Annotated in this window: 27 protein-coding genes; 6 read left to right on the plus strand and 21 right to left on the minus strand. The window is 59.5% G+C overall.

What is annotated here, in order from left to right:
• Position 1 precedes the first annotated feature (1 nt).
• The 8 genes from ACYUCQ_RS07345 to ACYUCQ_RS07380 all read right to left on the minus strand — a co-directional run bounded on the left by ACYUCQ_RS07345 (position 2) and on the right by ACYUCQ_RS07380 (position 7,852).
• On the minus strand, positions 2 to 1,912 hold the full coding sequence (locus tag ACYUCQ_RS07345) for a peptidoglycan D,D-transpeptidase FtsI family protein (RefSeq protein ID WP_460253868.1): 1,911 nt from the start codon (positions 1,910 to 1,912) through the stop codon (positions 2 to 4).
• Positions 1,913 to 1,915: 3 nt separating this feature from the next.
• Positions 1,916 to 2,164: a hypothetical protein gene (locus ACYUCQ_RS07350; protein WP_460253869.1), complete on the minus strand. Its 249-nt coding sequence runs from the start codon at positions 2,162 to 2,164 to the stop codon at positions 1,916 to 1,918.
• A 9-nt stretch (positions 2,165 to 2,173) separates the two neighbouring features.
• The gene (locus ACYUCQ_RS07355) at positions 2,174 to 3,022 is read right to left on the minus strand and encodes an N-acetylmuramoyl-L-alanine amidase family protein (protein WP_460253870.1); all 849 of its coding nucleotides are present in this window, start codon (positions 3,020 to 3,022) and stop codon (positions 2,174 to 2,176) included.
• Positions 3,023 to 3,101: 79 nt separating this feature from the next.
• Positions 3,102 to 4,175 (minus strand): flavin monoamine oxidase family protein, encoded by a 1,074-nt coding sequence (locus ACYUCQ_RS07360; RefSeq protein ID WP_460253871.1) that lies wholly within the window; start codon positions 4,173 to 4,175, stop codon positions 3,102 to 3,104.
• 7 nt (positions 4,176 to 4,182) lie between these two features.
• On the minus strand, positions 4,183 to 4,848 hold the full coding sequence (locus ACYUCQ_RS07365; RefSeq protein ID WP_460253872.1) for a cupin domain-containing protein: 666 nt from the start codon (positions 4,846 to 4,848) through the stop codon (positions 4,183 to 4,185).
• A gap of 25 nt (positions 4,849 to 4,873) precedes the next feature.
• The gene (locus ACYUCQ_RS07370) at positions 4,874 to 6,289 is read right to left on the minus strand and encodes an NAD(P)(+) transhydrogenase (Re/Si-specific) subunit beta (RefSeq protein ID WP_460253873.1); all 1,416 of its coding nucleotides are present in this window, start codon (positions 6,287 to 6,289) and stop codon (positions 4,874 to 4,876) included.
• A gap of 15 nt (positions 6,290 to 6,304) precedes the next feature.
• A complete protein-coding gene (locus ACYUCQ_RS07375) occupies positions 6,305 to 6,700 on the minus strand; it encodes an NAD(P) transhydrogenase subunit alpha part 2 (RefSeq protein WP_460253874.1) in 396 nt (131 codons plus the stop codon).
• Positions 6,701 to 6,712: 12 nt separating this feature from the next.
• Positions 6,713 to 7,852, minus strand: a complete 1,140-nt coding sequence (locus tag ACYUCQ_RS07380; protein ID WP_460253956.1) for a Re/Si-specific NAD(P)(+) transhydrogenase subunit alpha — start codon at positions 7,850 to 7,852, stop codon at positions 6,713 to 6,715.
• A 273-nt stretch (positions 7,853 to 8,125) separates the two neighbouring features.
• Here ACYUCQ_RS07380 and ACYUCQ_RS07385 point away from each other — a divergent pair, with 273 nt between their 5' ends.
• Entirely contained in the window at positions 8,126 to 8,782 is a 657-nt protein-coding gene (locus tag ACYUCQ_RS07385) for an ATP-dependent Clp protease proteolytic subunit (RefSeq protein ID WP_460253875.1), read from the plus strand.
• 31 nt (positions 8,783 to 8,813) lie between these two features.
• Here the strand turns inward: ACYUCQ_RS07385 and ACYUCQ_RS07390 are convergent, their stop codons facing one another.
• From ACYUCQ_RS07390 to ACYUCQ_RS07445, 12 genes are all read right to left on the minus strand, one after another.
• Positions 8,814 to 9,713, minus strand: a complete 900-nt coding sequence (locus ACYUCQ_RS07390) for a LysR family transcriptional regulator (RefSeq protein WP_460253876.1) — start codon at positions 9,711 to 9,713, stop codon at positions 8,814 to 8,816.
• Positions 9,714 to 9,719: 6 nt separating this feature from the next.
• Positions 9,720 to 11,225, minus strand: coding sequence for a carboxypeptidase M32 (locus ACYUCQ_RS07395; protein WP_460253877.1), 1,506 nt, complete (start codon positions 11,223 to 11,225; stop codon positions 9,720 to 9,722).
• Complete coding sequence (locus ACYUCQ_RS07400) at positions 11,222 to 11,938, minus strand: SURF1 family protein (RefSeq protein ID WP_460253878.1); 717 nt, start codon at positions 11,936 to 11,938, stop codon at positions 11,222 to 11,224. Before ACYUCQ_RS07400 ends, ACYUCQ_RS07395 begins: the two co-directional genes overlap by 4 nt.
• 3 nt (positions 11,939 to 11,941) lie before the next feature.
• Entirely contained in the window at positions 11,942 to 12,793 is an 852-nt protein-coding gene (locus ACYUCQ_RS07405; RefSeq protein WP_460253879.1) for a cytochrome c oxidase subunit 3, read from the minus strand.
• A 39-nt stretch (positions 12,794 to 12,832) separates the two neighbouring features.
• A complete protein-coding gene (locus ACYUCQ_RS07410) occupies positions 12,833 to 13,003 on the minus strand; it encodes a hypothetical protein (RefSeq protein ID WP_460253880.1) in 171 nt (56 codons plus the stop codon).
• A gap of 1 nt (position 13,004) precedes the next feature.
• On the minus strand, positions 13,005 to 13,958 hold the full coding sequence (cyoE, locus tag ACYUCQ_RS07415; protein ID WP_460253957.1) for a heme o synthase: 954 nt from the start codon (positions 13,956 to 13,958) through the stop codon (positions 13,005 to 13,007).
• Positions 13,959 to 14,004: 46 nt separating this feature from the next.
• Positions 14,005 to 15,615 (minus strand): cytochrome c oxidase subunit I, encoded by a 1,611-nt coding sequence (gene ctaD / locus ACYUCQ_RS07420; RefSeq protein ID WP_460253881.1) that lies wholly within the window; start codon positions 15,613 to 15,615, stop codon positions 14,005 to 14,007.
• Between the two features lie 40 nt (positions 15,616 to 15,655).
• Complete coding sequence (gene coxB / locus ACYUCQ_RS07425) at positions 15,656 to 16,549, minus strand: cytochrome c oxidase subunit II (protein WP_460253882.1); 894 nt, start codon at positions 16,547 to 16,549, stop codon at positions 15,656 to 15,658.
• Between the two features lie 219 nt (positions 16,550 to 16,768).
• Positions 16,769 to 17,446 (minus strand): class I SAM-dependent methyltransferase, encoded by a 678-nt coding sequence (locus ACYUCQ_RS07430; protein WP_460253883.1) that lies wholly within the window; start codon positions 17,444 to 17,446, stop codon positions 16,769 to 16,771.
• Positions 17,447 to 17,591: 145 nt separating this feature from the next.
• Positions 17,592 to 18,143, minus strand: coding sequence for a GcrA family cell cycle regulator (locus ACYUCQ_RS07435; protein ID WP_460253884.1), 552 nt, complete (start codon positions 18,141 to 18,143; stop codon positions 17,592 to 17,594).
• Positions 18,144 to 18,250: 107 nt separating this feature from the next.
• Positions 18,251 to 18,799 carry an SH3 domain-containing protein gene (locus ACYUCQ_RS07440; RefSeq protein WP_460253885.1) on the minus strand — a complete coding sequence of 183 codons (549 nt, stop codon included), beginning with the start codon at positions 18,797 to 18,799 and terminating at the stop codon, positions 18,251 to 18,253.
• Positions 18,792 to 19,571, minus strand: a complete 780-nt coding sequence (locus ACYUCQ_RS07445; RefSeq protein WP_460253886.1) for a HesA/MoeB/ThiF family protein — start codon at positions 19,569 to 19,571, stop codon at positions 18,792 to 18,794. The genes ACYUCQ_RS07440 and ACYUCQ_RS07445 overlap by 8 nt, the downstream gene beginning before the upstream one ends.
• An 84-nt stretch (positions 19,572 to 19,655) precedes the next feature.
• On the opposite strand from ACYUCQ_RS07445, the gene queC reads away from it, so the two are divergent.
• The 4 genes from queC (at position 19,656) to ACYUCQ_RS07465 (ending at position 23,374) form a co-directional block, all read left to right on the plus strand.
• Positions 19,656 to 20,396 (plus strand): 7-cyano-7-deazaguanine synthase QueC, encoded by a 741-nt coding sequence (queC, locus tag ACYUCQ_RS07450; RefSeq protein WP_460253887.1) that lies wholly within the window; start codon positions 19,656 to 19,658, stop codon positions 20,394 to 20,396.
• A gap of 113 nt (positions 20,397 to 20,509) precedes the next feature.
• Positions 20,510 to 21,922 (plus strand): NAD(P)H-dependent flavin oxidoreductase, encoded by a 1,413-nt coding sequence (locus ACYUCQ_RS07455; protein ID WP_460253888.1) that lies wholly within the window; start codon positions 20,510 to 20,512, stop codon positions 21,920 to 21,922.
• A 106-nt stretch (positions 21,923 to 22,028) separates the two neighbouring features.
• Entirely contained in the window at positions 22,029 to 22,823 is a 795-nt protein-coding gene (locus ACYUCQ_RS07460) for an arginyltransferase (RefSeq protein WP_460253889.1), read from the plus strand.
• Between the two features lie 29 nt (positions 22,824 to 22,852).
• Positions 22,853 to 23,374 carry a cupredoxin domain-containing protein gene (locus ACYUCQ_RS07465; RefSeq protein ID WP_460253890.1) on the plus strand — a complete coding sequence of 174 codons (522 nt, stop codon included), beginning with the start codon at positions 22,853 to 22,855 and terminating at the stop codon, positions 23,372 to 23,374.
• Between the two features lie 20 nt (positions 23,375 to 23,394).
• Here the strand turns inward: ACYUCQ_RS07465 and ACYUCQ_RS07470 are convergent, their stop codons facing one another.
• Positions 23,395 to 24,087, minus strand: coding sequence for a Crp/Fnr family transcriptional regulator (locus ACYUCQ_RS07470; protein WP_460253891.1), 693 nt, complete (start codon positions 24,085 to 24,087; stop codon positions 23,395 to 23,397).
• Between the two features lie 245 nt (positions 24,088 to 24,332).
• Between ACYUCQ_RS07470 and ACYUCQ_RS07475 the strand changes: the two genes are divergently transcribed.
• A complete protein-coding gene (locus ACYUCQ_RS07475) occupies positions 24,333 to 24,668 on the plus strand; it encodes a hypothetical protein (RefSeq protein ID WP_460253892.1) in 336 nt (111 codons plus the stop codon).
• The last annotated feature ends 98 nt before the right edge of the window (positions 24,669 to 24,766 follow it).

Genomic DNA, 24,766 nt, shown 5'->3' on the forward strand with positions numbered 1-24,766 from the left:
TTTATTCGGCGCGGGTGCCGTTATCGAGCCGCACATCGCGCTCGTTTTGATCGCGCGGCAAGGCTTGATTGGGGATCGCCATTTGCACGCGGCGGAGGGCTGCGTTCGCTAAGCGCGTGTTTGGGGGCGGGAGTTTTTGGTGCGCCAAAATATAGGCGTAGCGGTTAGCGCCGCGTGGTAGCGGATTGTTCGGCCCGAGGGCGATCTGCCCCGGTGGCACGCTGGGTTTGAGAGGAATTTGCCAGCGCGCGCTGACCTGTTTGAGGGTTGCCCCCGCGAGCGGGCGCACACCCACCATCGGCCCGATCCGTGCGATGATGCGACCCACGGCGGGGGCTGCGACATAGCCGCCGGTGGTAAACCCATAAGAAAAATGTGCCATTTTTTTGGTTGGGTGCGGATGGATCACCACCACATACACCACAAAGCGTGGCCGATTTGCCGGAAAAATCGCCATGAACGAGGCATTGTTCAAATGATTGCGGTAGCGGCCATTGGTACCGACGACCTGCGCGGTGCCGGTTTTGCCGCCGACCAGATAGCCCGGCACGCGGGCATAAATGCCAGTGCCTGAGAGCACTACGCCGCGCATCAATTTGCGCATAATGACCGATACGGATCGCCGCATCACCCGCACACCCCGGCGCGGCGGGGCGCCTTGGTGCCGCGCGAGCAAGGTGGGGCGGTACAGGATGCCGCCATTTACATCGGCGACCACGGCGTTGGCCATGGTGAGTGGTGCCATCGCAATGCCGTTACCGAAACTAACGGTCATGGTGGTGAGCAATTTCCAGGTCGCTTTGGGATGCCAGATTGGCGGCTGGACGCCGGGCATTTGCACCGGCGATGGCTGAAAGAAACCCATTTTCCGTAGCCAAGCGCGCTGGATTTTTGGCCCCATAATGGTCGCAATCCGTGAAGCGCCGATATTCGAGGACATGGCTAAAATCGCCGGCATCGCCAGCCAATGATGCACCGGCTCATAATCGGTGACGGCGAAGCCATCAACGACCAGCGGGTGGGTGGTGTTGAAACGGTCCCAATACTGCACCAGCCTTGATTGCAAAGCGGCAGGCAGGGTCATTAATTTCATCACGCTGCCTGGCTCGTAATCGCCGGAAATGCAGCGATCAAACAGCGTGTCACTTGGCGCTTGATGGAATTGATTGGCATTGTAATCGGGCAGGCTGACCATGGCCACCACGCGGCCATGCATGTTCTCGACGATGCCGCAGGCACCGCGTGCGTGATAATCGCGCATGGCGCGTGCCACTTCGTGATGGACAATCGCCTGGATCCGCAAATCAATCGATAATCGCAACGGTTTATTGGGCTGTGCCACGAGCCGATGATCGAAATAGGCTTCGATGCCGGCAATGCCGCGTTGATCGGGCGTGACGCCACCGAGAATATGCGCGGCGATATTGCCCTGCGGATAATGCCGTTCCCAGATCGGCTGGAAATAGAGGCCGGGTATGCCCAGCCGATTGATCGCCAATTCTTGGGTGGCGGTGAGATGCCGGTCCAGATAGACAAAGCCGTAAGGGCGCAGCGCCAACCGATGGACGAGCATTTGGCGCGATAAAAATGGCAGTACGTGGCGGATCAAAATGGCGTCATGATCGGGATGGCTGATTTGCTGCGGATCGGCGAACAGGGCGGCACCGGGCAACGACACCGCCAAAATTCGGCCATGACGATCAATGATCGGCGCGCGATCCGGCTCCTCGCGCTTGACCCGGTCATCGGGCCGCCAGGCGGCGAGCACCGCCTCGCTCGGTTTGATCGGTTGCCACAATGTCGCATCGATGAGTTTCAGCGTTAGCAAAACAAATAACGCGACAAAGGCCACTGTAGCGACCCCGAGCCAACTGACAAAACCACGGTGCCAGGCCGATTGACCATTGGTCATGGTTTAGCGCCTCGCAAAAAAATCACAGCTTCCATCGGCGCGAATATTGCCGCGCACCAATTGGCACTGTGCGGGACCGTCGCGCCCTGGCTGGAAAAATTCGCAGGCGGCGCATTCGATCCCGCCCGGCCCTGGGTGTCCGACATAGCCAGCCTCTTGCGGCGAGGCGCGATGATCAGCCCAGAGTGCGCGGGTGGGTGCCATCCAGACAAAGCCACCCAGCCCTAACGCGACGCGCCGCCGCCCGATCATAGCCGCGCCTCACAAATTAGCGACCGCATGTTGTTTGGCAATAAACCAGGCGTCCACAGCATTTTTCATTGACTGGGCGATGCGCTCGCGAAACGCGTTGGTGCGCAACGCCGCTTCATCTTCGGGGTTCGACAAGAACGCCGTCTCGACCAAGATGCTGGGAATCGCGGATGATTGCAGCACGGCGAATGTGGCGTGGCGGGCGGGGTTTTGCAGCATATCGACCGAACGCGCTAACGCACCAACGGCGTGTTTTTGGAGCAGCAATGATTCAACCTTGGTGCTATGCGACATCAAGCTGAACAGAATTTCGCCCACCTGCGGTGACACGCCCTTGAAGGTGGGGTTGGATAGGCGCTCGACACTATTTTCCAGACTGGCGATTTTCTGGGCCAGCGGATCCGATGCGTGTTCGGCGAAGGTATAAACACTGGCGCCGCGCACCACGGTGTTGGGGGCAACCGAATTCGCATGGATCGAGAGAAATACAGCAGCGTGATGTTTTTCGGCAAAATCGACCCGGCCTTGCAGCGGGACAAAAAAATCACGCTCGCGCGTCATCATGACGTGATAACCACCGCGTTCTAACGTGCGCCGTAAATCCCATGCGGCTGACAGGGCAATGTCTTTTTCAAACAGCCTGCCTTTGCCGATACAGCCCGGATCACGACCGCCATGGCCAGGATCGATCACCACGAGCCGGTTTTGCTGGCCCTGCCGATAGGAAGCATTATGCAGCCGTGCCGCCTTCTCCCGGCCCGGCCAGGGCGCTGCCGCCAAAGCTGTTTGCATCCAAAGCGGCAGGCTGATCGTTGCCTTAACCCCCGCATCCAACAGAAACCGCCGTGAAAATACCATGTCACGCCCCTGGAAAAGATCGCGCTAGAGCATCAGCGTCTTAAAACGTGCTTTGCCAGCAATTTCTTAATAAAACACGTTAAAATAATGAAAACTCCCGATTAATTGATATTTTTTCGGCGACCGAAGCCGCAGCCGCCAAGGCGCCCTCCAAATAGCCGCCAAAATCCGCTGCCGCTTCCGAGCCAGCCAGCAGCACGCGATCACCCCAGGGGCGCGGCCAATCGATCGGGCGGTAGGAAGGATGTTCGCGCAGCGGCGCGTGATCCAGGTTGGTCGAGGTCCAATGATCGGTCGCCCAATCGCGGATCACCAGCGCCTCGGGCTGCGCGGCTGATGGCCCGAACAGGCGGCCAAGCTGGGCGCAAACCGCGTCGGCCAACATGTCCTGCCGGGCGGCGCGTTGAGCGGGTGACCAAGCAAAAAAGCCAAACAAGGCGGCTTCATCGGCGCCGGGCAGCGAGGCATCATGGATTTCGCCGAGCGGCCCGATTTGGCTCATGGCCGAGCCGGACAAGCCGACATCGCGCCAGAAGCCGGTGCGATAAATCGCGAGCGCCTTAGCTTGCCCGGCCATCCAGGTTGGCACCGATTGCAGGCTAGCCAGCAGGGCGGGCGGCAAAGAAGGTTCAAAGGTCAAGGCGGCGGCCAGCCGGGGCGGCATCGCCAACGCGACATGGCGCGCGGCGAATTCCCCACGCTCGGTGAACACGCGCACGTGATCCGAAGCTAGGTGCAGGCGCTCTACCGGCGTCGATAATTTGATTTGATCGGCGGCAAGGCCCGCGCTGAGACCATCGATCAACGCGCTGATCCCGCCGACAAGGCGCAGGCTCGGCGGCTCCTGGCCAAAGCCACGGGCAAAGCGCTGGATGGTGCCGGAGGCGTCTTCGAACATCAGCCCGCCCGCCTCATCCTGCGGGTAGGTATGCAGCCCCGCCTGCGTGACCAGCGCGCGCAGCCTTGGTTGCATACCGGGCCAAATCCAGGCCGGTCCTAAATCATAGTGGCCGGCGCGCGTTTGATGGGCCAGAATGCGACCACCCAGCCGGTCGCGCGCTTCGAGCAGCAGGACATTGGCCCCCGCGCGGACTGAGCGTGCGGCCAGCGCCAATCCGGCGAGCCCGCCACCGACGATGATGAGATCATGCATCGCCCGATCAGCCGAGCGCGGCTGGCAAATGCCCGGTTTTGCGATAGATCAACGCGCCATCGGCACTGCCCACGCGCACCTTCGCGCCCGCAGGATGCCGCATCCAACTGCCGGCTGGCCGCGTGATCCCATCCAGACGCAGCGCCCCCGTCACCACGAATTGCTCGCAACCGCCTTGGTTGAGCGCGTCATACTCCGCCGTGCCGGGCGGTAGACGGATCATTTCCACCCGCTCCCACGGCGCATCGAACAGCAAGGCCTGCGCGCGGCCTGACGGATCGGTTTGCCATAAGGCGGGATCGTTGGTGTCAACGCGCAAGGAGGCGGCTTCCTGCGGGGGCATTTGCCGCAATTTCACGAAAATGATCGCGCCCGGCGCGCTGGAAGGCCGATGCCGCGATCCGGGTGGATTGCGGACATAAAAGCCGCGCGGAAAATCACCGCTTTCATCGGAGAACACGCCGTCCAGCACCAGAAATTCCTCGCCCTGATCATGGCGGTGTGGCGAGAAGGAAGAGCCGGGCGCATAGCGCACCAACGAGGTCGCGCGGGCCACTTCCTCGCCATCACGCTCAAGCATGCGTCGCTCCACGCCCGCGATGGGCGAGGCGACCCAGGGCATCGCGGCGGTTTCAACCACCGCCGCGATGCTGAGATCCGCATTGATTAACATCAAACGCGCCTATTCAACCAGCACATTACCTGCCCAGCGCTTGGGCAATCTCTTCGGTCATTTTTTTCGCATCACCAAACAGCATCATGGTGTTGGGACGGAAAAACAACTCGTTATCGACGCCAGCATAGCCTGAGGCCATTGAGCGCTTCACGAACAGCACGGTTTTGGCCTTATCGACTTCCAAAATCGGCATGCCATAGATTGGGCTGGCGGAATTGGTTTTCGCCGCCGGGTTGGTCACGTCGTTCGCACCAATCACATAGACCACATCCGCCGTGGAGAACTCGTTATTGATGGTCTCAAGCTCGAACACTTCGTCATAGGGCACGTTGGCTTCGGCGAGCAGCACGTTCATATGCCCCGGCATCCGTCCGGCGACCGGATGGATCGCATATTTGACGTCAACGCCCTCTTCCTTGAGCAAATCAGCCATTTCGCGCACCGCATGCTGGGCTTGTGCCACCGCCATGCCGTAGCCCGGCACGATGATGACTTTCGAGGCGTTGCTCATGATGAATGCCGCGTCCTCGGCGGAGCCGGATTTCACCGTTTTATCGCCCATCGCTGCCGCCGGACCCGCAGCACCCCCATCCGTGCCGAAGCCGCCAAGCAACACATTGATGATCGAGCGGTTCATGCCTTTACACATGATGTAGGAGAGAATGGCGCCGGACGAGCCGACCAAGGCGCCGGTGATGATCAGCGCGACGTTGCCGATGGTAAAACCAATGCCGGCAGCCGCCCAACCGGAGTAAGAATTCAGCATCGACACCACGACCGGCATGTCCGCGCCGCCAATCGGGATGATCAGCAGCAAACCAAGGGCCAGAGCGACCAGCGCGATCAACCAGAACAGCACCTGCGAGCCGCCCGACACCACGAACATGATGATCAGGACAAAAATCAAAATCCCAAGGCCGAGATTGAGCTTATGCTGTCCGGGGAAGGTGATTGGCGTGCCTTTCATCAAGGCTTGCAGCTTGGCAAAGGCGATGATCGACCCGGTAAAGGTGATGGCGCCGATGGCAAGGCCAATCGACATTTCGATCAGGCTCTCCAGTCGCAAATGCCCCGGTGTGCCAATGCCGAAGCTGGTCGGCGCATTCAGCGCCGAAGCCGCGACGAACACAGCCGCCAAGCCCACCAGCGAGTGGAACGCGGCAACCAATTGCGGCAAGGCGGTCATTTGGATCCGCTTGGCAACAACGGCACCCACCGTGCCGCCGATGGCAATACCCAGGAAAATCAGCCCGGCACCGCCAAGCAACATGCCCGGATGATCGAGGGTGGCCAGAATGGCGATCACCATGCCAGCAATGCCCATCATATTGCCACGGCGTGATGATTCTGGGTGCGACAGGCCGCGCAGGGCCAGGATGAACAATACCGCGGCTACCAGATAGGCGAGCGTAATGCCCGGATCGGATGCGTTACTCATGATCGGGTCGCTCCCTTACTTCGCTTTTCTTTTGAACATCGACAACATGCGCTGCGTGACCATGAAGCCGCCGAAAATATTGACCGATACCAGCGTCACCGCCAGGAACCCGAAAATATGGGCAGCCGCATCGCCATGCAGGCCCACCGCCAGCATCGCGCCGACAATGATCACCGAGGAAATCGCGTTGGTCACCGCCATCAGCGGCGAATGCAGAGCGGGGGTGACGCTCCAGATCACGTAATAGCCAACGAACACCGCCATCACGAAAATGGCAAACAGGTAAATCAGCGGCGGGTGATGCGGGTGATGGGCAGCCGCTTCGGCGGCAAAGCCCGCCGCATTCTGCGCCAGCACCGCAGCTTTATGGGCCAGGCTCGCAGCCTGGCCGGCCAATTCAGCGGGGGTCATGATTTCGCTCCTTTATGCAGCCGCTTGGGGCTGAAAATTCGGGTGGATAACGGCGCCGCCACGAGTCAGTAGCACGCCTTTGACGATGTCATCGTCCGCCGGCAGCTTCGGCGCACCGGCTTCCTTGTCCCAGAAACTGGTGACGAAGGTCATCAGATTGCGCGCATAAAGGCCACTGGCCGCGACGCCGATCCGTGCTGGCCAGTTGCGATAGCCAAGCACGGTAACGCCGTTTGGCGTCACGATGCGTTCACCCGGCACGGTTGCGGCACAATTGCCGCCTGCATCGGCGGCGATGTCCACCACGACGCTGCCCATGCGCATGGCCGCCACCGCCTCAGCGGTGATGATGACCGGCGCTTTGCGGCCCATGACCAGGGCGGTGCAAATCACGATGTCATTTTTCGCCACGGTTTCAGCAATCAAGGCCGCTTGCTTGGCGCGGAATTCTGCGCTCATCTCGCGCGCATAGGCGCCGGTTTGCTTCGAGCTTTCCTCATCCTCAACGCCGATAAAGCTGGCGCCGAGCGATTTGATTTCTTCCTTGGCCGCCGGGCGCACATCGGTTGCCGAAACAATCGCCCCGAGCCGCCGGGCGGTGGCAATCGCTTGCAAGCCGGCAACGCCTGCGCCGACCACGAAGACGCGCGCGGGCGGCACTGTTCCAGCCGCCGTCATCATCATCGAGAAACCACGCGGGAACGCTTCCGCACCCTCGATCACCGCCCGATAGCCGGCAAGATTGGCTTGGCTGGACAACACGTCCATCGATTGTGCGCGGGTAATGCGCGGCAGTAATTCCATCGCACAGGCATCGATCCCGGCGCTGGCGAATTGTTGCACCATCGCCTCATTGCCCATCGCCCCTAGTGTGCCGATCAGCAGCGCGCCGCGTGGCACCATCGCGAGTTGCTCAGGCGCCGGGGATTGTACGCACAGCACGATGCCCGCACCGGCCAAGCAGGCGGCGGCATCGGGCGCGATTTCGGCGCCAGCATCGCGATATTGCGCATCGCTGATCGAGGCGAGCGCACCGGCCCCGGCCTCAACGGCGATACTCAGCCCCAAGGCTGCCAATTTTTTCACCGTCTCCGGCGTCGCCGCTACGCGGGTCTCTCCCGACGCGCGTTCCTTCACCACGGCAAGACGCATAATCATCTCTCCCCTTATTCCTGTTCACTGGCGGTCGCATCAATGGCGATCACATAGATGGCATCTGATCGGTAACGCGCAATATCACAAAATCCCGATGCCATGCTAGCGCAACAACCCACTCATACCAAACCCCCCATCGCCCCCCCCATCGCCCCCGCCATCGGCCTGCCTCGGTCGACCGGCGCGGGGTGACATGTTCGCCCCCCACCCCATCTCGACATTGGCGGGCGCATCCGCCACATTACGATGATGAGATCGAGGAGCTTCACTATGGCAGACATCACCCGCAACCGCATCGTCGCCGAGGATGATGACGATGCGCCCGAACCCACCCCCGAGCAAGTGGAGAAGCTTGCGGACGCCGCCGAAAAAGCCCTCTCCGGTGGCTTGGAAGCGCGTTTGTTCAAACAGCGCAAAGTGCTGATTTTTGGTGAAATCAACGATAAAATTGCTCGTGCCGTGACCGCGCAATTGCTGGCACTCGCCGGTGCCGAAGACGCGCCGATTGATGTGTTCGTCAATTCGCCGGGCGGCCATGTTGAGAGCGGTGACACCATCCATGACGTGATCCGCTTTGTCAGCGCCACGGCGCCGGTGCGGATGATTGGCACGGGTTGGGTGGCCAGTGCGGGCGCGTTGATCTTTTTGGCGGGTGCCAAAAATCATCGTTATTGCCTGCCCAATACCCGCTTTCTGCTGCATCAGCCGATGGGCGGTGTGCGCGGCCCGGCGACCGATATCGATATCGAAGCCAAGGAAATCATCAAGATGCGCGAACGGATCAATCGCATCATCGCACGCGAAACCGGCCAGGAGCTTGCGCGCGTCGAGCGGGATACGGATCGCAATTATTGGATGGGGGCTGAAGAGGCTATCACTTACGGCATGGTTGCGAAAATCGTGCATAGCGCCACCGAAATTGGGTGAACACTACCCCCTGAAACGCTGAGCTCGCGTTTCAGGGGGGTTCTGTGTTGCGTAATTCGGCCAGCAAAGCGGTGACGGCACGCGAGCGAAACCGCTCGGCGTGCTGAACCGCGAAATACCAACGCTCTGGCAGTGCGACTCGCACCGGTGCCAAGCGTCCGGCGGCGATGGCGTTGGCGCAGACCAATTCCGAGAGGATCGTCGCCCCCGCCCCGCCCTGCACGGCAGTTAATACTGAGCCGTTGGCTGGCAGTTCGATCACGATATCCAACGCCTCATAGGCCACGCCGAGCGCGGTCATCGCCTCGATGAACACGGCTCGCGTGCCGGACCCGTCCTCGCGCAGCACCCAGCTTCCCGCGGCCAGCTCGGCGGGTCCGAGATCATCGCGGCCAGCCCATGGGTGATCGGCGGCGACCACCATCATCAGACGATCCTTGGCGATCGGTTCGGCGATGATCGGGCCTTGCTGGACCGAGCCGGCGGGGCCTTCGACAAAGCCGAGCTCGGCCCGCCCCTCGATAATGGCGCGCACCACATCAGCGGAATTGCCAATCGACACCGCCAGCCGCACGCCCGGATAATGTCGCCGGAACGCGACGAGTTTAAGCGGCAGGACATGGTTGGCGATGGTTTGGCTGGCCATGATCGAGAGCCGCCCGCGCACCAACCCGGCCAGCTCACGCATTGCGACACCAGCCGCATCGGCCCGGCCCAATATCGCGCGCGCTTCGCTCAGAAACAACGCGCCAGCCTCGGTCAGCGCGATGCCCCGCCCAACCCGGTGAAACAGCCGCAGGCCGAATTCACGCTCTAATGACGCGATGGCGGCGGAGGCAACAGATTGCGTCAGGCCCAGCGCCTCCGCCGCGCGCGTCATATGTTCACGCTCGGCAACCGCAACGAAAATCCGCAGTTGCTCGAAAGTCATGCGATGCTAACTTAGATAACGCGCAGTCAGATGTGCCTCAAAATCGCCCGGATCGAGTGGCTTGCCGGTGGCGCGTTGCAATAATTCGTTGAAGCCGAACATCGATCCTTGACGATGCACGTGGGCGCGCAACCAGCCGAGCAAGGGTGAAAAATCACCCTGCTCCAGCGCGGCATCCAGCCCCGGCGTGGCGCGACGCGCTGCCGCCATTAGTTGGGCCGCCGCCATCGCTCCCAGCGTGTAGGATGGGAAATAGCCGAATAATTCGGCATACCAATGAATATCCTGCAAACAGCCTTGGGCATCATCGGGCGGCACAATGCCGAGCAAATCGCGCATCCCCTCATTCCAGGCGCCGGGTAAATCGGCGACCGTCAGATCGCCCGCGATCAAGGCAGATTCTAGCCGGAACCGCAAAATGACGTGCGCCGGGTAGGTCATTTCATCAGCCTCGACCCGGATGAAGCTGCGCTGGACTCGCCGCAACCGCGCCGATAGCCGCTCTGGGCTGAAATCGCGGACATCTTGGCCAAATCCGTTCGCCAGAACCGGGCCGAGATAACGCAAAAACGCATCCGAGCGCACGGCCTGCATCTCGATAATCAATGATTGGCTTTCATGCACCGCCATACCGGCGGCGTAGCCCACTTTCTGGCGCGCCTGTGCGCGTGGCAGACCAGCCTCATAGAGCGCGTGACCGGTTTCATGCAGCACGCCCATCAGGGCAGAGCAAAAATCCGACTCGTCATAGCGCGTGGTGATCCGGATATCGGTTGGCGTGCCGCCGCAAAACGGGTGCATCGAACGATCAAGCCGCGCCCCGGTGAAATCAAGCCCGGCCTGCGCGGCCAATTTGCGACACAGCGCCTCCTGCGCCGCCACCGCGAACGGCGCAGTGCCCGGGCCACGCTGCTCGCGCCGCGCCTGCACTGCCTCGGCCTGCGGCAGGGCTTGCCGCAAAAATTGCTCATAGCGCGCGAAAACCGGGGTGATTTCTGCGGCGCGAATACCGGGCTGATAGCTGTCAATCAGCGCGTCATAGGGCGATAAGCCGGTGGCCGCACTCAGCGCCTGAGCTTTTTGCCGGCTGAGTGCCAATAATTCGCCAAGCGGGCCAGCGACCATCGAAAAATCCGACGCCGCGCGTGCGGCACGCCAGATTTTCTCGCAGGAGGAGGATTGCCGCGCCAAGGCTTCCACCAAATCACCGGGCAACGCCACAGCCTGACGATGAGCGCGCCGCATCAGCGCCAAATTGCGCGCGGCAAGCGCATCGCCCGGTGGGGGTTCCGCTGCCGCCAGATCATCGGCCACGGCCGGTTCCACCAGCATATTATGGGCGACACCGGACAGCATTGCTAACTGATCCGCCCGCGCGGCGGCACCGCCATCGGGCATCACCGCCGCTTCATCCCACCCCAGCATCGACAAGGCCTCTTCCACCACCGCCATCCGGGCAAAACGCGTTGTGAGGCGTTGATAGGCGCCAGCAGAATTCGACATGTCGTTCATCGGTTTTCCCTTAAGATTTTTCGCGCATAGAAGAAAAACTCGAACGGCACCACCAGTGCAAGGCCGAACCAGGTTAGAAAATATTGTTTCGAATTATTCGGCGGATGCGGCAGCGAGCTTGCGGGAATCGGCCCACCGGCAAGCGGTTTTGGCCCGAGCGCGATGAGGGTGAATTTGGCGACTCGGTGCAGACCCAGCGCATGGCCGATGGTGCGGGCATCCAAGCTGTAGAAAATCCGGTGTGCCGGATCATTTTTAGCACGAAAGACGCCCAGTAATTCCTGGGTTTGCACATAGCCGGAGACCGATGTGAGCCCGTTGGGCAGCGGCACATCATGCGGCGTGCGGCCAGGAATCCAGCCGAGATCGACCATCACAATCGAGCCGTCTTGGCGCTGAAACGGCATGATTAATTGTGCGCCCTGCTCGGGTCCTTGCGGAAAATTACGGATCTGATCCCCATACAAAGCGGGGTGGCCAAAAATCCAATGCCCGGTCGCGGCGACTTTTTGATAGGGCGAGGGGTGCGCCCCCATTGGCACGGGTGGGAGCAATTGCGCGCGCAGAATTTGCGCTTGCACCTTGTCCTTGTGTTTGTAGCGATGAATTTGCCAAACACCGAGCGCAATAAAGCCTACGAAGGCGACCACACTGATCACCCCCATCCCGATCAGCCGACGCCATCGCGCCGGCGGCGCGACGGCCCCGCTCATGCGTTAAGCTGCGGTGATCGCGCTGCGACCGAAATAATAGATGCACACGAACAGAAACAGCCAGACCACATCGACGAAATGCCAATACCAGGCGGCGGCTTCGAAGCCAAAATGCCGTTTGACCGAGAATTGGCCTTGTATGGCGCGCACGAGATTAACGATGAGGAAGGTGGTGCCCACGATCACGTGGAACCCATGAAACCCGGTCGCGATGAAGAACACCGAGGGGAAAATGCCGCCATGATAAAAATTGAACGGCGAATGGGTATATTCGAAGGCCTGACCGCACAGAAACGACAAGCCAAGAAACACGGTTGCCGCGAGACCTTGGATCATTCCGCGCCGATCGCCCTCGAGCAGGGCGTGATGCGCCCAGGTGATCGTGGTGCCGGAGAGTAGCAACACCATCGTGTTGAACAGCGGCACCGCGAACGGATCGATGGTGGTGACATGCTGCGGTGGCCAGACTGGCGCGAACATGTAGCCCATATGCGAGGGGAAGAAGAAGAAGTTGAAATAGGCCCAGAAGAACGAGACAAAAAACATCACTTCCGAGGAAATAAATAGCGCCATGCCGTAGCGCAGGCCAATCTGGGTGACGAGCTTATGCAAATCGGGGGTCCGCGCCTCGCGCACCACATCGCGCCACCAGACATACATGGTCGAGACAGCACCGAGGAAACCGGCGATCAAAAACCAGTAATTTTGATAATGCGCGACGAAAATAATGCCCGTTGCAATCAAAATTGCGGAAATCGCCCCAAAGAGCGGCCAGAGGCTCGGCTCGACCATGTGATAAGGATGCGGAACATGTCCAACCACTTGATCTTCTGCTGTGTGTACGTCGCCGCTCATCTCTAGCCCCCCAGAATTAGCAAAATTTATCCGAAACGATTACCACATGTGCCCAGTGTAGTACAGTTTTGCCACCGCAATTGCATAGATCAACAGGCACAAACCAACCAGAAACGCCAACAAAGCCCAATTCCGGCTGCGCCGCCGACGGCTGAATTCGGCTTGCATTTCCGGACTCCAATCCTTGCTCGTTTCCATCTTGCCGTTCATCTCAACCGATCCAATGGTCAATGACCATCGCGCCCAACAAAGCGAACAGATAGATGAGCGAATATTTGAACGCGGCTTTCGCTGGCGCATCACGGGTCAAGCTGACACCGAACGAATCTTGCTTGTCGCGCAGTACCGCCACCGCATACCAAAGGAACGCAAGGCTCAGCCCCAAAGCAGCGACCAGATAAAGCGGCCCTGCCAATCCTAAATACCACGGGGCCACCGAAATCGGCAGCAGCATGGCGGTGTAGACTAGAATTTCCCACCGAGTCCGCCGCGCACCCTTGGCCACCGGCATCATCGGTACACCGGCGCGCTGGTAATCTTCCGAAGCAAATAGAGCCAGCGACCAGAAATGCGGGGGCGTCCAGAAAAAGATCAAGGCAAACATCAAAAGCGGCAAGGCCGAGATCGACCCGGTTGCCGCCGCCCAGCCGATGATCGGCGGGAAAGCACCAGCAGCCCCACCGATGACGATATTTTGCGGCGTGCGGCGCTTCAGCCAGATCGTGTAGATAAACACGTAAAACAAGATTGAGAGCGCCAAAATGCCCGCAGCCAGCAGGTTGCTGGCGAACCACATCATCAGCACGCTGAGCAGCGCCAGCCCGACGCCAAAGATCAAGGCCCCTTCAGGCGAAATTCGCCCTGACGGGATTGGCCGCCGCGCCGTCCGGCGCATGATTAGGTCGATATCGCGATCATACCACATATTGATCGCACCGGACGCGCCGGAGCCTGCAGCGATGCTGATAATCACCGCCACTGCCAAAATCGGGTTCAGCGGGACCGGCGCGACCAGCAAGCCGGCAGCGCCAGAGAACACGACGAGGGACATGACCCGCGGCTTGAGCAGAGCAACCCAATCGCGCGCCGTGCCGCCGAGCAAGGCTTGATCAAGCAAAGCGTCACCTGACGGCGCGCCAACCGTATCCACGGCTGATGGCCGCATTGCTTCACTCATCACAGCCCTCACGCGACATTCTGAACCTCTTCACTCAGCGAATAACAGGCACGTCTTCAAACGTATGGTGCGGCGCGGGTGACGGCACCGTCCATTCGAGAGTCGTCGCACCCTGACCCCAATAATTATCCGCCAAAACTTGCTTGGAGGTAAAAATCCGGAACAGGATGTAAAGGAACACGACCGAGGACGCGCCAGAAATCATCGCCCCAACCGAAGACACATAGTTCCAGCCGGCAAAAGCGGTCGGGTAGTCCGGATAACGGCGTGGCATGCCGGCCAGACCCAGGAAATGCTGCGGGAAGAAGGTCAGATTAACGCCGATGAAGAAGCTCCAGAAATGCACCTTGGCCCAGAATTCCGGGTAAGGGCGACCATACATTTTGCCGATCCAGTAGTAAAAACCAGCAAAGATCGCAAACACCGACCCCATCGACAGCACATAATGGAAATGCGCGATGATGAAGTAGCTATTATGCAATTCAGTATCGAGCCCGGCATTCGCGAGCACCACACCGGTTGCGCCACCGACCACGAACATAAAAATGAACCCGATGGCCCACAGCATCGGCGTCTTCAACTCAATCGAGCCGCCCCACATGGTTGCCAACCAGGAGAACACTTTCACGCCAGTCGGCACCGCAATCACCAAGGTCGCCGCTTCGAAATAGACTTTGGAATCGACCGAAATGCCCGAGACGAACATATGGTGCGCCCAAACCACGAAGCCGACGAAGCCGATGGCCACCATCGCGTAGACCATACCAAGATAGCCGAAAATCGGCTTTTTCGAGAAGGTCGAGACCACATGGCTGATAATGCCGAACGCCGGCAAAATCATGATGTACACTTCAGGATGGCCGAAGAACCAGAATAGATGCTGGAACAAGACCGGATCGCCGCCGCCACCCGGCTCGAAGAACGACGTGCCGAAATTGCGGTCCATGATCAACATGGTGATCGCACCGGCCAGCACCGGAATGGCGAGCAGCAGCAGGAACGCCGTGACCAAAATCGACCACACGAACAACGGCATTTTATGCATCGTCATGCCCGGTGCGCGCATGTTCAGGATGGTCGCGATGAAATTGATCGCGCCGAGCAGCGAGGAAATACCGGCCAAATGCAGCGAGAACAGGGTGAAATCGACCGCCGGGCCTGGTTGATAGGTGCTATCGGTCAACGGCGGATACAGCGTCCAGCCCACGCCCGATCCATGGCCGACTAACAAGCCGAGATTGACGAAAATAAAGCCCATGAACAGGAACCAGAAGCTCATATTATTGAGCCGCGGAAACGCCATGTCCGGCGCGCCGATCATCATCGGCACGAACCAGTTGCCGAAACCGCCGATCAAAGCTGGCATCACGAAAAAGAAGATCATCAGCAGACCATGCGCGGTGACAATCGCGTTCCAGGTCTGACCGTTAGTGATGATCGTGTTGTTCGGGTGCATCAATTGCGCACGCATGATCATCGAGAGCACACCGCCTTCGAGGGCGGCAATAATCGCCCAGGTGATATAGAGTGTGCCAATATCTTTATGGTTGGTGCTCATCAGCCAACGGCGCACGAAACTCGGCTTGTGCGCGCCGTGATCATGGGCGCTGTGCACATCATGGCCAGGTAGAACGGACGACGACATCGATTACTCTCCTAAAAAACCCGCGAGACGGATTTAATCATTATTTCACTGCGTTGTCGGCTAAAACTTCATACGGATGCACCTTCGGCACGTCGCCTTGCGCCGCATCCGTTTTCGCCTTTGCCAGCCAAGCTTGGAACTGCTTCATCGGCAGCGCCACGATCTCGATCGGCATATTATCATGGTTCATGCCACAGATCTGGTTGCATTCCCCATAATAAACACCCGGCGCGTCGATTTTTGTCCATTGACGCCAGATTTGCCCAGGGATCGCGTAACGCTGCACGCCGAGCGAGGGGATGAAGAAACTATGCAACACATCGCCACTGGTGATCTGGAACACGATTTTCTTGCCCGCCGGCACCACCAGCGGATGATCGACCGATAATTGCCGGATTTGGCCGGGTTTCAACTTATCCGGCGGGATTGCGTAGGAGGTGAAATCGACGCCCTTGGCACCATTATAGGAATATTCCCAATACCACTGATGGCCGGTAACCCGCACCGTCATATACGGATGTTTATAATCCGATTGCTGATAAATCAGGTTCAGCGACGGCACCACCACCGCCACCAACAAGATTGCCGGCGCCAGCGTCCAGATCACTTCGATCAAGGTGTTATGCGTCGTCGTCGATGCCACCGGGTTTCGCTTCGCGTTGAACCGGAACACGATGTAGGCAATCAGCAGACCCACCAGCGCGACCACGCCGAACATCATCCACAGCACATATTGCATCATCCAATCGATGCTTTTCTCAACCGGGCTGGCGGAGGGCTGCAGCCACCATTCCCAAGGCTGCGGCGCGTGGACCGGCAAGCCTGCCGAATTGGTCGGCAAGCCAGAAGCTTGGGCGGTGTGGACCAGCGTGGCACCAACGATGCCCGCCAGAGCCACCCCCGCCAGAGCCACCAAAGCCAACCGCATTGTCATCGAGGCCAATTTGGCCGGTCGCATCGTTATTTGCCGGGACAATTCCGAGTTTCCTTCGTTCGATATTCAATCCATTGCCGAGACACGATCACCGAGACAGCATCGCTCCCGCATTGTTCCAGAACCAACCACCACCAACAACCGCTATCGTATAACGTATTATGGCATATATCACTGCACTTCAAGCGCGCTCGATACAGCCATGGCAACAGAAGACTTTCAGCGATTAATCAACGAAACAAGTTGAAAAATCCCTAATGGTGGCATTTCTGTCACGGAAGTTTCGAGCCGCGCAGTCCCCGCATCCTCTACCGGAAACAGCCGGTCAAGGGTAAAATCGGGATGCCAGCCCAGACTACGCGAGGCGGGAGTCATCAGCCGCTCGATCCATCCGCGCAGCCCATGATCGATCGCAAAGTGATTGACGAACAAAATCAGCCCGTCCGGGCGCACCACGCGGCGCAATTCGCGGGCCAATGCGCGCGGATCCGGCACCACCGAGGCCACGAACATCGCCACCGCGACGTCAAACTGGCCTGTTTCAAACCCGGTATCCTGGGCGTCCAATTCCAACAAGGCGGCCACATGATCGAGCCGCTCGCGCTGCACGCGCATCCGGGCACGTTCCAGCATCTCGGTTGATAAATCAATGCCGATAATACGTTTGTCACGCCGATAGAGTGGCAAAGCGAGCCCGGTGCCAACCCCCACCTCAAGCACATGCGCGCCCGGTGCGGCATTCACCGCAGCCACCGCAGCCGCCCGTGCGCGCCGCGACACAGCACCAAACGCGGCATCGTATATGCCAGCCCACCGCCGATAGGCCTGCCTCACATCATCGGCATCCATCGCGTGGCGCGGTAATTGCCGATCCCGCGCCCCTATGCTCTCGCCCATTCATCCCCTAATCGGCGCATCCGCGCTGCGCCTCTAGAACAACGGCCGCTTAGTCCGATCATCCCGATTGATCAGACATCGTTGCATTGACCGCCTCATTGATCCCCTGTGTGCAAGACAGGGCCGATCAGCGCAAGTCTAATGATTAGGCTGCGTCGCTTCGGCGATCGCGCACCCGGACATAGGCGATTTCCGCGTGGGTGGCGCAATAGGGCTTTCCCGTCATCGCCGCGTCATCACAGAATCGGAAAGATGCCGTGCCCGGCTCACCAATGGGCCAACAGCAGGCCGCGACGCGCGGGGTTGACGCAGCGCGCGAGACCAAAGCGGGGGCCATGGTCACCCGGCGCACCGGGGTTGGTGTCTTTTCTGGAACGACCTGATCGTCATCAGTCTCCACCAGCGCCGACTCGATGGCTGGTTCGTGCTCGGCCACCGGGCGCGTGGTGATCGGCGCCACCGGGGTCAATGGCGGCAATGTTGGCCCATGCACCCGGCGCGGGGCTGCTGCACGGCGCGGACCCGACTGAGCGCCATCGCGACGAATGGGCGAGGGACGGCCCTGCAAATCCAAACGATGCGCCTTTCCCACCACTGCATTTTTCGATATGCCCAGACGACGGCCGATTTCGGCAGTGGTCAGCCCCTCGGCCCATAATGCCCGCAACCGGGTGACCAGATCCTCAGACCATTCCATGCTCAGCCTCCATTGATATACCAAATACGGTATAGCAGAGGCCAGCTATCCTCAATATATAGTTGGGCGGCGCAGCGAAGATTTCTGTGGAAAACTACCGCGACGGGTCACTTAATCGCTTCATTGGCAAAATCGCCCCAAAAATCGCGCCGCCGCAGCCATCCGGTGCGATGATCGACCAGCACCCGGCACCAAGCCGATCCGGCATCGCAGCGACGGATCACCCCGACCACGCCCTTATCCACGTACGCGACCGGCTCACCATCCGCCGTGGGTTGTGCGCGCACCGTATGGCGCCCGCCAATCACGATGAAGCCACGCGTGCCATGGAGCAGCGCCTCATGGATCCAGCCCGTCGCGCCATCGGGGAGCAGCACTTTGCGCCACACATTGAACTCACCGATCACCTCAACGGGCATATCGCGCCAATGATAATCCCACAAAATCGGGTAGCGGAAACCGGGCCCCGCGCGCACATAGGCTTTGTCGGTTGCCAAGCTTTCAAAGCGCGGCACCGGCCAGCCGGTTGATTTACCCACGGCAGGGCCAGGGCCAGCCCCCACTTGGGGTGCGTGCCAGCCAGCCAAAAACAGCGGGAGCAGGGCCAATCCGAGCGCACGTTTGACCGATTTTGGCTTGTTGATGGACTTAATCATCGAGTCGCTCCCCGCCACACACGGCGCAATCAGGATTTCGCGAGATGCCAATACGCCGAAACTGCATATCCAGCGCGTCCCACAGCAGCAAAACGCCGGCGAGCGAGGTGCCAATGCCCAGAATTTCCTTCATCGCCTCGGTCGCTTGCAATACGCCCATCACCCCGGTCACCGGCCCGAGCACCCCGGCCTCCGAGCAGCGCGGCACCAGCCCCGCCGGCGGTGGTTCGGGATATAAACAACGATAGCAGGGGCAATGCGCCCCTTCATGCGGCTTGAAGGTTGATAATTGCCCCTCGAAGCGCAACACCGCCGCCGAGATTAAGGTTCGCTTGGCGCGCACGCAGGCATCTGCGACCAAAAATCGCGTCTCAAAATTATCGGTGCCATCCAGCACCAGATCATAACCGGCCACGAATTGATTAACATTGCTGGCATCGATCCGCGCCGGGTGGGCCTCAATTGTCACCAGTCTATTGACCGCGGCCATCGCCACCGCCGCTGACGCCGTTTTCGCCATACCAATCCGCGCCTCGCTATGGGCAATCTGACGCTGCAAATTCGATAGCTCGACCTGGTCGTGATCGATCAACCCGATCCGCCCGATGCCCGCCGCCGCCAGATACAGCGCCGCCGGCGAGCCTAACCCGCCAGCCCCGATAATGAGCACCGAAGCCGCCCGCAGCCGTGCCTGCCCGATGCCGCCCACTTCCTTCAACAAGATATGGCGTGAATAGCGGGTAATCTCGGCTTCAGAGAAATCTAAGATCATCGGTTGGGAATCGCACCCTCAGCGCGGTTTATCAAGAGCAACCCGGCCCTTGATCGAAGCGCCAACACCGGGCAGGGTCACGACATGCCCGCGCCCCAACCGTCAAGCCCAGCCCATGCCGCCCTTGTGCTATTCTCCGGCGGCCAGGACAGCGCTACCTGCCTCGCTGACGCGCTGGCGCGGTATCAGCGCGTTGAAACAATTGGATTTTTCTATGGGCAGCGCCACGCAATCGAAATTGAGTGTCGCGAACCGCTGCGCAGTGCCATTGCCGCCGCCTCGCCGTTCGGCGACCGGCTCGGCCCCGATCATATGCTGAATATCGAACCGGCGCTGACCGCACTCGGCGCAACCGCGATGACCAGCGCGATGGAAATTACCTTCACCGCGTCGGGCCTGCCCAGCACCTTTGTGCCTGGCCGCAACCTGTTGTTTCTCACCTACGCGGCAGCCCTCGCCTATCGGCGCGATTTGCAGGCGGTGGTCGGCGGGATGTGCGAGACCGATTATTCAGGGTACCCCGATTGCCGCGCGAGCACGATGGCCGCGATGCAATCGGCGCTGACCCTGGGGCTTGATCGGCCAATCCTGATCGACACCCCCTTGATGTATCTCGACAAAGCGGCCACTTGGCGCTTGGCCGAGCGCCTGGGCGGGGCGGGCTTGGTTGAGGCTATTCGCGTGCTCTCGCATAGTTGCTACCGGGGTGATCGACGCCATCTGCATGAATGGGGCTATGGCTGCGATGATTGTCCGGCCTGCGCATTGCGCAAATCAGGGTGGATGCGCTACCGGCACTTGCCGAATGACGGAGCGAGCCGATAGATATTGGATCAGGCCTGTGGTATCGTTCAGTGGGTTTGTGTCGCAGCGGCATGCGTCGGCTGTTTGCCCGCTTTTGGGTTAATGACGCGTTGAGGGAATGGGTCTAGCGAATTATGAAGGCGATTAACTCCATCCGCATGGGCGGCGTCGATGTCCTGCCCCTGGTGGAGGGTGGCAAAGGCGTTGCGGTTTCAAATGGACTGTCGGCCGGCCATTGGGCCGCTGCCGGTGGGGTTGGCACGATCAGTGCGGTCAATGCCGATAGCTATGATGCCAGCGGCCAGCCGATCCCGCAAATTTATCATGGCCGCACCCGACGCGATCGCCACGAAGAACTTATCGCTTACGCCATTCAAGGCGGTATTACGCAGGCCCGACGCGCTTATGAATCCTCGAACGGCCAGGGCCGGATCAATGCCAATATCCTGTGGGAAATGGGCGGCGCGGAGCGGGTGATCACCGGCATTCTCGAAGGCGCTAAAGGCCTGATCAACGGCATCACCTGTGGGGCTGGCATGCCGTATCGCCTCTCAGAAATCGCCGCCAAATTCAACGTGCATTATTACCCGATCATTTCCTCGGCTCGCGCCTTCAACGCGCTCTGGCGCCGGGCTTATCATCGGGTTTCAGATCTGCTCGGCGGCGTGGTGTATGAAGACCCGTGGCTGGCTGGTGGCCATAATGGCCTGTCGAATGGCGAAGACCCGACCAAGCCGGAAAGCCCGCTGCCGCGGGTCATTGCATTGCGCAAGCAGATGCGCGAATTCGGCCTCGGCGAAACGCCGATTATTATGGCCGGTGGCGTGTGGTGGCTCGAAGAATGGGAAGATTGGATCGATAATCCCGAACTCGGCCCGATCGCTTTTCAATTTGGCACCCGCCCGCTGCTCACCCAGGAAAGCCCGATTAGCGATGCATGGAAACAGCGTCTGCTGACGCTGCAAGAGGGCGATATTTTCCTTAATCGCTTCTCACCGACCGGATTTTATTCGAGTGCGGTGAATAATGATTTCATCGGTGATTTGCGCGCGCGCTCAGAACGCCAAATTCCCTACACCACCGAGGCGGTCGGCGAGCACACCGCCGAATTGCCGATTGGGCCACGCCAGCGCATCATTTACGTGACGCCGGGCGATCTCAACCGCGCCCAGGCATGGATGGCGCAGGGTTATTCAGAAGCGTTACGCACCCCGGATCAAACCATGGTGTTTGTGACGCCGGAAGCCTCCGAAGCGATCCGGCACGACCAGGTGAATTGCATGGGCTGTCTCTCGCATTGCCGGTTCTCCAACTGGTCGCAAGAAGGCCCGGATTACGACAATGGCAAAAAGGCTGACCCGCGCAGCTTTTGCATCCAAAAGACCCTGCAGGACATTATTCACGATCATGATGATCCGGCCTCGGTCGATCACAATTTGATGTTTAGCGGCCATAATGGCTACCGCTTCGCGCGCGATCCGTTCTATTCTAATGGCTTCATTCCTTCGGTGAAGGAATTGGTTGAACGGATTATGACGGGACGTTGAATGATCACTTGGTCTTGCCGGACCCAAAGCGCGGTTGCGCGACTTTATCGGTCATCGTGGTGAAGCCTGCGCCGCGCATGACCGATCGATCACGTCAGGCCGCCGCATGACCTACCGATCACGTCAGGCGCCGCAGTTTTTTTATACCACGGCCTCCCTGCCCTGCCCCTATGTCGAGGGCCGAACTGAGCGCAAGGTGGTCACGGATCTGGCCGGGCTTAACGCCGATACGCTGCATGATCGGCTCTCACGAGGCGGCTTTCGGCGCAGTCACAACATCGCTTACGCGCCGGTTTGCCCGGGTTGTCGTTCCTGCATTCCGATACGGATTCGCGCCGCTGAGTTCGTGCCGAGCCGCACCCAGCGCCGCATCGCTGCTGCCAATGCTGATCTGCACGCCTATGAGATGCCGCCCCGCGCGACGGGTGAGCAATTTTTGCTGTTCCAGCGCTATCAGCGCACCCGCCACGGCGATGGCGATATGGCGTCGATGAGTTTCTATGATTACCGCGCCATGGTCGAAGACACGCCGATTGAAACATGGTTGGTTGAGTTTCGCGACAAGGAAGACCGGTTGATCGGCGGTTGCCTGACCGATCGGCTGACCGATGGCCTCTCCGCCGTTTATTCGTTTTACGCCCCGGAATTGCCGCGCCGCTCACTGGGCACACAGGCCATTCTTTGGTTGGTCACCCGCGCGCAGGAATTAAAGCTACCGTATGTTTATCTGGGCTATTGGGTGCCTGAGAGCCCGAAAATGGCGTATAAGGCGCGGTTCAGCCAGTCCGAAGTGCTGATCGGCAATAGCTGGATCGACCTCGCATCCCAATCACAATTCCCTGCCGTCAGCATTCCCCATCAACCCATCGTGGTGCCCAGCGCCCCGATGTCCACCGGCTGATCCATCAGCCGCATCAGCAGGAGTTTCCAATGCTGCATACGCCACCCGCTTTACATCGCCCCGCTGCACAGCGCAGCGCCGCTATCCAGCCGGCTGCCATGTCGGTCCAAGCTGCCGGCAAGCCGATCTATGTCCATATGAACGGCGCCAACATGTTTTTGGAGCGCACCGTGTTCGCAGCCCCCGGCCAGACGGTGATTTTCGTGAATGAGGATACCGGTGGCCATACGATCATTGGCTATAATCCGGTGACGGGTGCCACCAGCAAACGGTTTGACGGCGCTGTTGCAGGCACCAAAGGGCCTGGCCACAAGGTCGCGACCTACAGCATCAGCTTCAAGCATCAGGGCGTCCATGATTATTATTGCTCGGTGCATGCCATCATCGCCAAAGAGCCGGGCAATCGCTTCGTTGCCAAAGTGCGACCGGGTGTGCATGGCTTTGGTGATCCAATGGCCGGACGGATTATCGTGACCACCGATCCAAGATTGCTGGCCGAGAACCCGGCAAGCACGCATACCAAAATTCTGCCCGGCTATTTCGGCGGCTGAGCGAGATACCGCCCGCCGACTTAGCGCAGGGCAAAACGGCCCAGCACCAGCCCGCGCAAGCGGGCCGAGTCGCGGATTAAAATCCGCCCCGGCGCGAGCGTGATCAGGCCGGCGGCCTCGATCTCCTGGAGCTTACGGTTCACCGTCTCGCGCGCGGCGCCGACCACGCGGGCTAGCTCGTTCTGGGTGATATCGACCCGATCGATCCCGCGCTGCTCGACCAGCTGTGCCAAATGACCGAGAATTCGGCTCTGCACGTCCTGAAACAACAAAGCATCCAATTGGGATAAAGTTGCACGCAGCCGTAGACAAATAATCTCGATCACCCGGCGGGCAAATTCACCGTCCCGCTCCAGAACCTGCAGCATCGCCGATCGCTCAATGACCAGCAGCCGTCCATTGGTCGCAGCAACAGCGTCGGCACTGCGCGGCTTGCCGTCGAACAACGCGATCTCGCCAAACACCGCCCCTGCCGATAACCGATTCAAAACCTGATCATCGCGCTGCTCGCCAGGTAGTATGATCCGCACTTCGCCCGCCAAGATCACCATCATCGAGACGCCCGGATCACCGCGCTGGAACAAAACCTCATCACGGCGCATTGCCCGCTCGCGCGCGCAGGACAGCAACACATCGAAATCATGGTCACTGAAAGAACTAAACAAATCGGTTCGGGCCAAAAACTGCCGTGCGTCGCGCACCGTTGTGCTCATTTGCTGATTCTCATCATGCACCCCCCATTTGGCGAACCATTTGAGTGTATGATCAAAAAAAAACCGGTCCGCAATGCGAACCGGCTTTCGAGCCTCTAAAATCACAGCGCTTGAGAACACGTTGAGTCGAATTCTCAGTCCTATTATCGCGGGAGCCCTGACCAAACAGTGCTTGGCCCGGTTAAATATCGTCGTCACGTCATCGACCCGCCCAAGCCTTTGACGCGACTTAACCCTGATTATCCGTGCAGAGCACCTCCAGAGAGGCAAAACCCAATAATGAGCAGCACAGCCAACAAAAACGGCCAAAGCTCGGCGAGCGTCCAGTAGGGCTTGATCATGCTCTTCTGAAACGCCTGATCTTCAGAAGAATTTTTCATCATCGCCCTCCGTTCAACCGTTTTGGTGTTTCACTCGGTGACCAAGAATTAGGGCATGAAGGGCGCCAAATCTGTGACCTGCATCACACTACAACGCCGTCCGCCAAAAATCTCAGCGCGGGCCGATTGCGCGGGCAAATTATGGATCGCCCGATCAGATCCCCAGATCAGGCTTCAGGCGCCACGGCCAATATCGAATGAATATCGCCAATCTACGCAAGTGTATGTGAATTTTTGCAAATTATGAGCCGCGTGCGCTTATAATCTTTATAAAGACACGACTAGGTTGGAAATGATCC

The sequence above is a fragment of the Acidiphilium sp. MT5 genome (genome assembly GCF_054767495.1).

Bases quoted from the DNA above. Each gene is read 5' to 3' on its own strand.
- ACYUCQ_RS07405 (WP_460253879.1), bottom strand. From the start codon at position 12,793: ATGAGCGGCGACGTACACACAGCAGAAGATCAAGTGGTTGGACATGTT.
- ctaD (WP_460253881.1), bottom strand. From the start codon at position 15,615: ATGTCGTCGTCCGTTCTACCTGGCCATGATGTGCACAGCGCCCATGAT.
- queC (WP_460253887.1), top strand. From the start codon at position 19,656: ATGCCCGCGCCCCAACCGTCAAGCCCAGCCCATGCCGCCCTTGTGCTA.
- ACYUCQ_RS07410 (WP_460253880.1), bottom strand. From the start codon at position 13,003: ATGAACGGCAAGATGGAAACGAGCAAGGATTGGAGTCCGGAAATGCAA.
- ACYUCQ_RS07380 (WP_460253956.1), bottom strand. From the start codon at position 7,852: ATGCGTCTTGCCGTGGTGAAGGAACGCGCGTCGGGAGAGACCCGCGTA.
- ACYUCQ_RS07365 (WP_460253872.1), bottom strand. From the start codon at position 4,848: ATGTTAATCAATGCGGATCTCAGCATCGCGGCGGTGGTTGAAACCGCC.
- ACYUCQ_RS07385 (WP_460253875.1), top strand. From the start codon at position 8,126: ATGGCAGACATCACCCGCAACCGCATCGTCGCCGAGGATGATGACGAT.
- coxB (WP_460253882.1), bottom strand. From the start codon at position 16,549: ATGACAATGCGGTTGGCTTTGGTGGCTCTGGCGGGGGTGGCTCTGGCG.
- ACYUCQ_RS07390 (WP_460253876.1), bottom strand. From the start codon at position 9,713: ATGACTTTCGAGCAACTGCGGATTTTCGTTGCGGTTGCCGAGCGTGAA.
- ACYUCQ_RS07440 (WP_460253885.1), bottom strand. From the start codon at position 18,799: ATGATTAAGTCCATCAACAAGCCAAAATCGGTCAAACGTGCGCTCGGA.
- ACYUCQ_RS07435 (WP_460253884.1), bottom strand. From the start codon at position 18,143: ATGGAATGGTCTGAGGATCTGGTCACCCGGTTGCGGGCATTATGGGCC.
- ACYUCQ_RS07360 (WP_460253871.1), bottom strand. From the start codon at position 4,175: ATGCATGATCTCATCATCGTCGGTGGCGGGCTCGCCGGATTGGCGCTG.
- ACYUCQ_RS07460 (WP_460253889.1), top strand. From the start codon at position 22,029: ATGACCTACCGATCACGTCAGGCGCCGCAGTTTTTTTATACCACGGCC.
- ACYUCQ_RS07430 (WP_460253883.1), bottom strand. From the start codon at position 17,446: ATGGGCGAGAGCATAGGGGCGCGGGATCGGCAATTACCGCGCCACGCG.
- ACYUCQ_RS07350 (WP_460253869.1), bottom strand. From the start codon at position 2,164: ATGATCGGGCGGCGGCGCGTCGCGTTAGGGCTGGGTGGCTTTGTCTGG.
- ACYUCQ_RS07395 (WP_460253877.1), bottom strand. From the start codon at position 11,225: ATGAACGACATGTCGAATTCTGCTGGCGCCTATCAACGCCTCACAACG.
- ACYUCQ_RS07345 (WP_460253868.1), bottom strand. From the start codon at position 1,912: ATGACCAATGGTCAATCGGCCTGGCACCGTGGTTTTGTCAGTTGGCTC.
- ACYUCQ_RS07375 (WP_460253874.1), bottom strand. From the start codon at position 6,700: ATGACCCCCGCTGAATTGGCCGGCCAGGCTGCGAGCCTGGCCCATAAA.
- ACYUCQ_RS07465 (WP_460253890.1), top strand. From the start codon at position 22,853: ATGCTGCATACGCCACCCGCTTTACATCGCCCCGCTGCACAGCGCAGC.
- ACYUCQ_RS07370 (WP_460253873.1), bottom strand. From the start codon at position 6,289: ATGAGTAACGCATCCGATCCGGGCATTACGCTCGCCTATCTGGTAGCC.
- ACYUCQ_RS07400 (WP_460253878.1), bottom strand. From the start codon at position 11,938: ATGAGCGGGGCCGTCGCGCCGCCGGCGCGATGGCGTCGGCTGATCGGG.
- ACYUCQ_RS07355 (WP_460253870.1), bottom strand. From the start codon at position 3,022: ATGGTATTTTCACGGCGGTTTCTGTTGGATGCGGGGGTTAAGGCAACG.
- cyoE (WP_460253957.1), bottom strand. From the start codon at position 13,958: ATGCGGCCATCAGCCGTGGATACGGTTGGCGCGCCGTCAGGTGACGCT.
- ACYUCQ_RS07470 (WP_460253891.1), bottom strand. From the start codon at position 24,087: ATGAGCACAACGGTGCGCGACGCACGGCAGTTTTTGGCCCGAACCGAT.
- ACYUCQ_RS07445 (WP_460253886.1), bottom strand. From the start codon at position 19,571: ATGATCTTAGATTTCTCTGAAGCCGAGATTACCCGCTATTCACGCCAT.
- ACYUCQ_RS07455 (WP_460253888.1), top strand. From the start codon at position 20,510: ATGAAGGCGATTAACTCCATCCGCATGGGCGGCGTCGATGTCCTGCCC.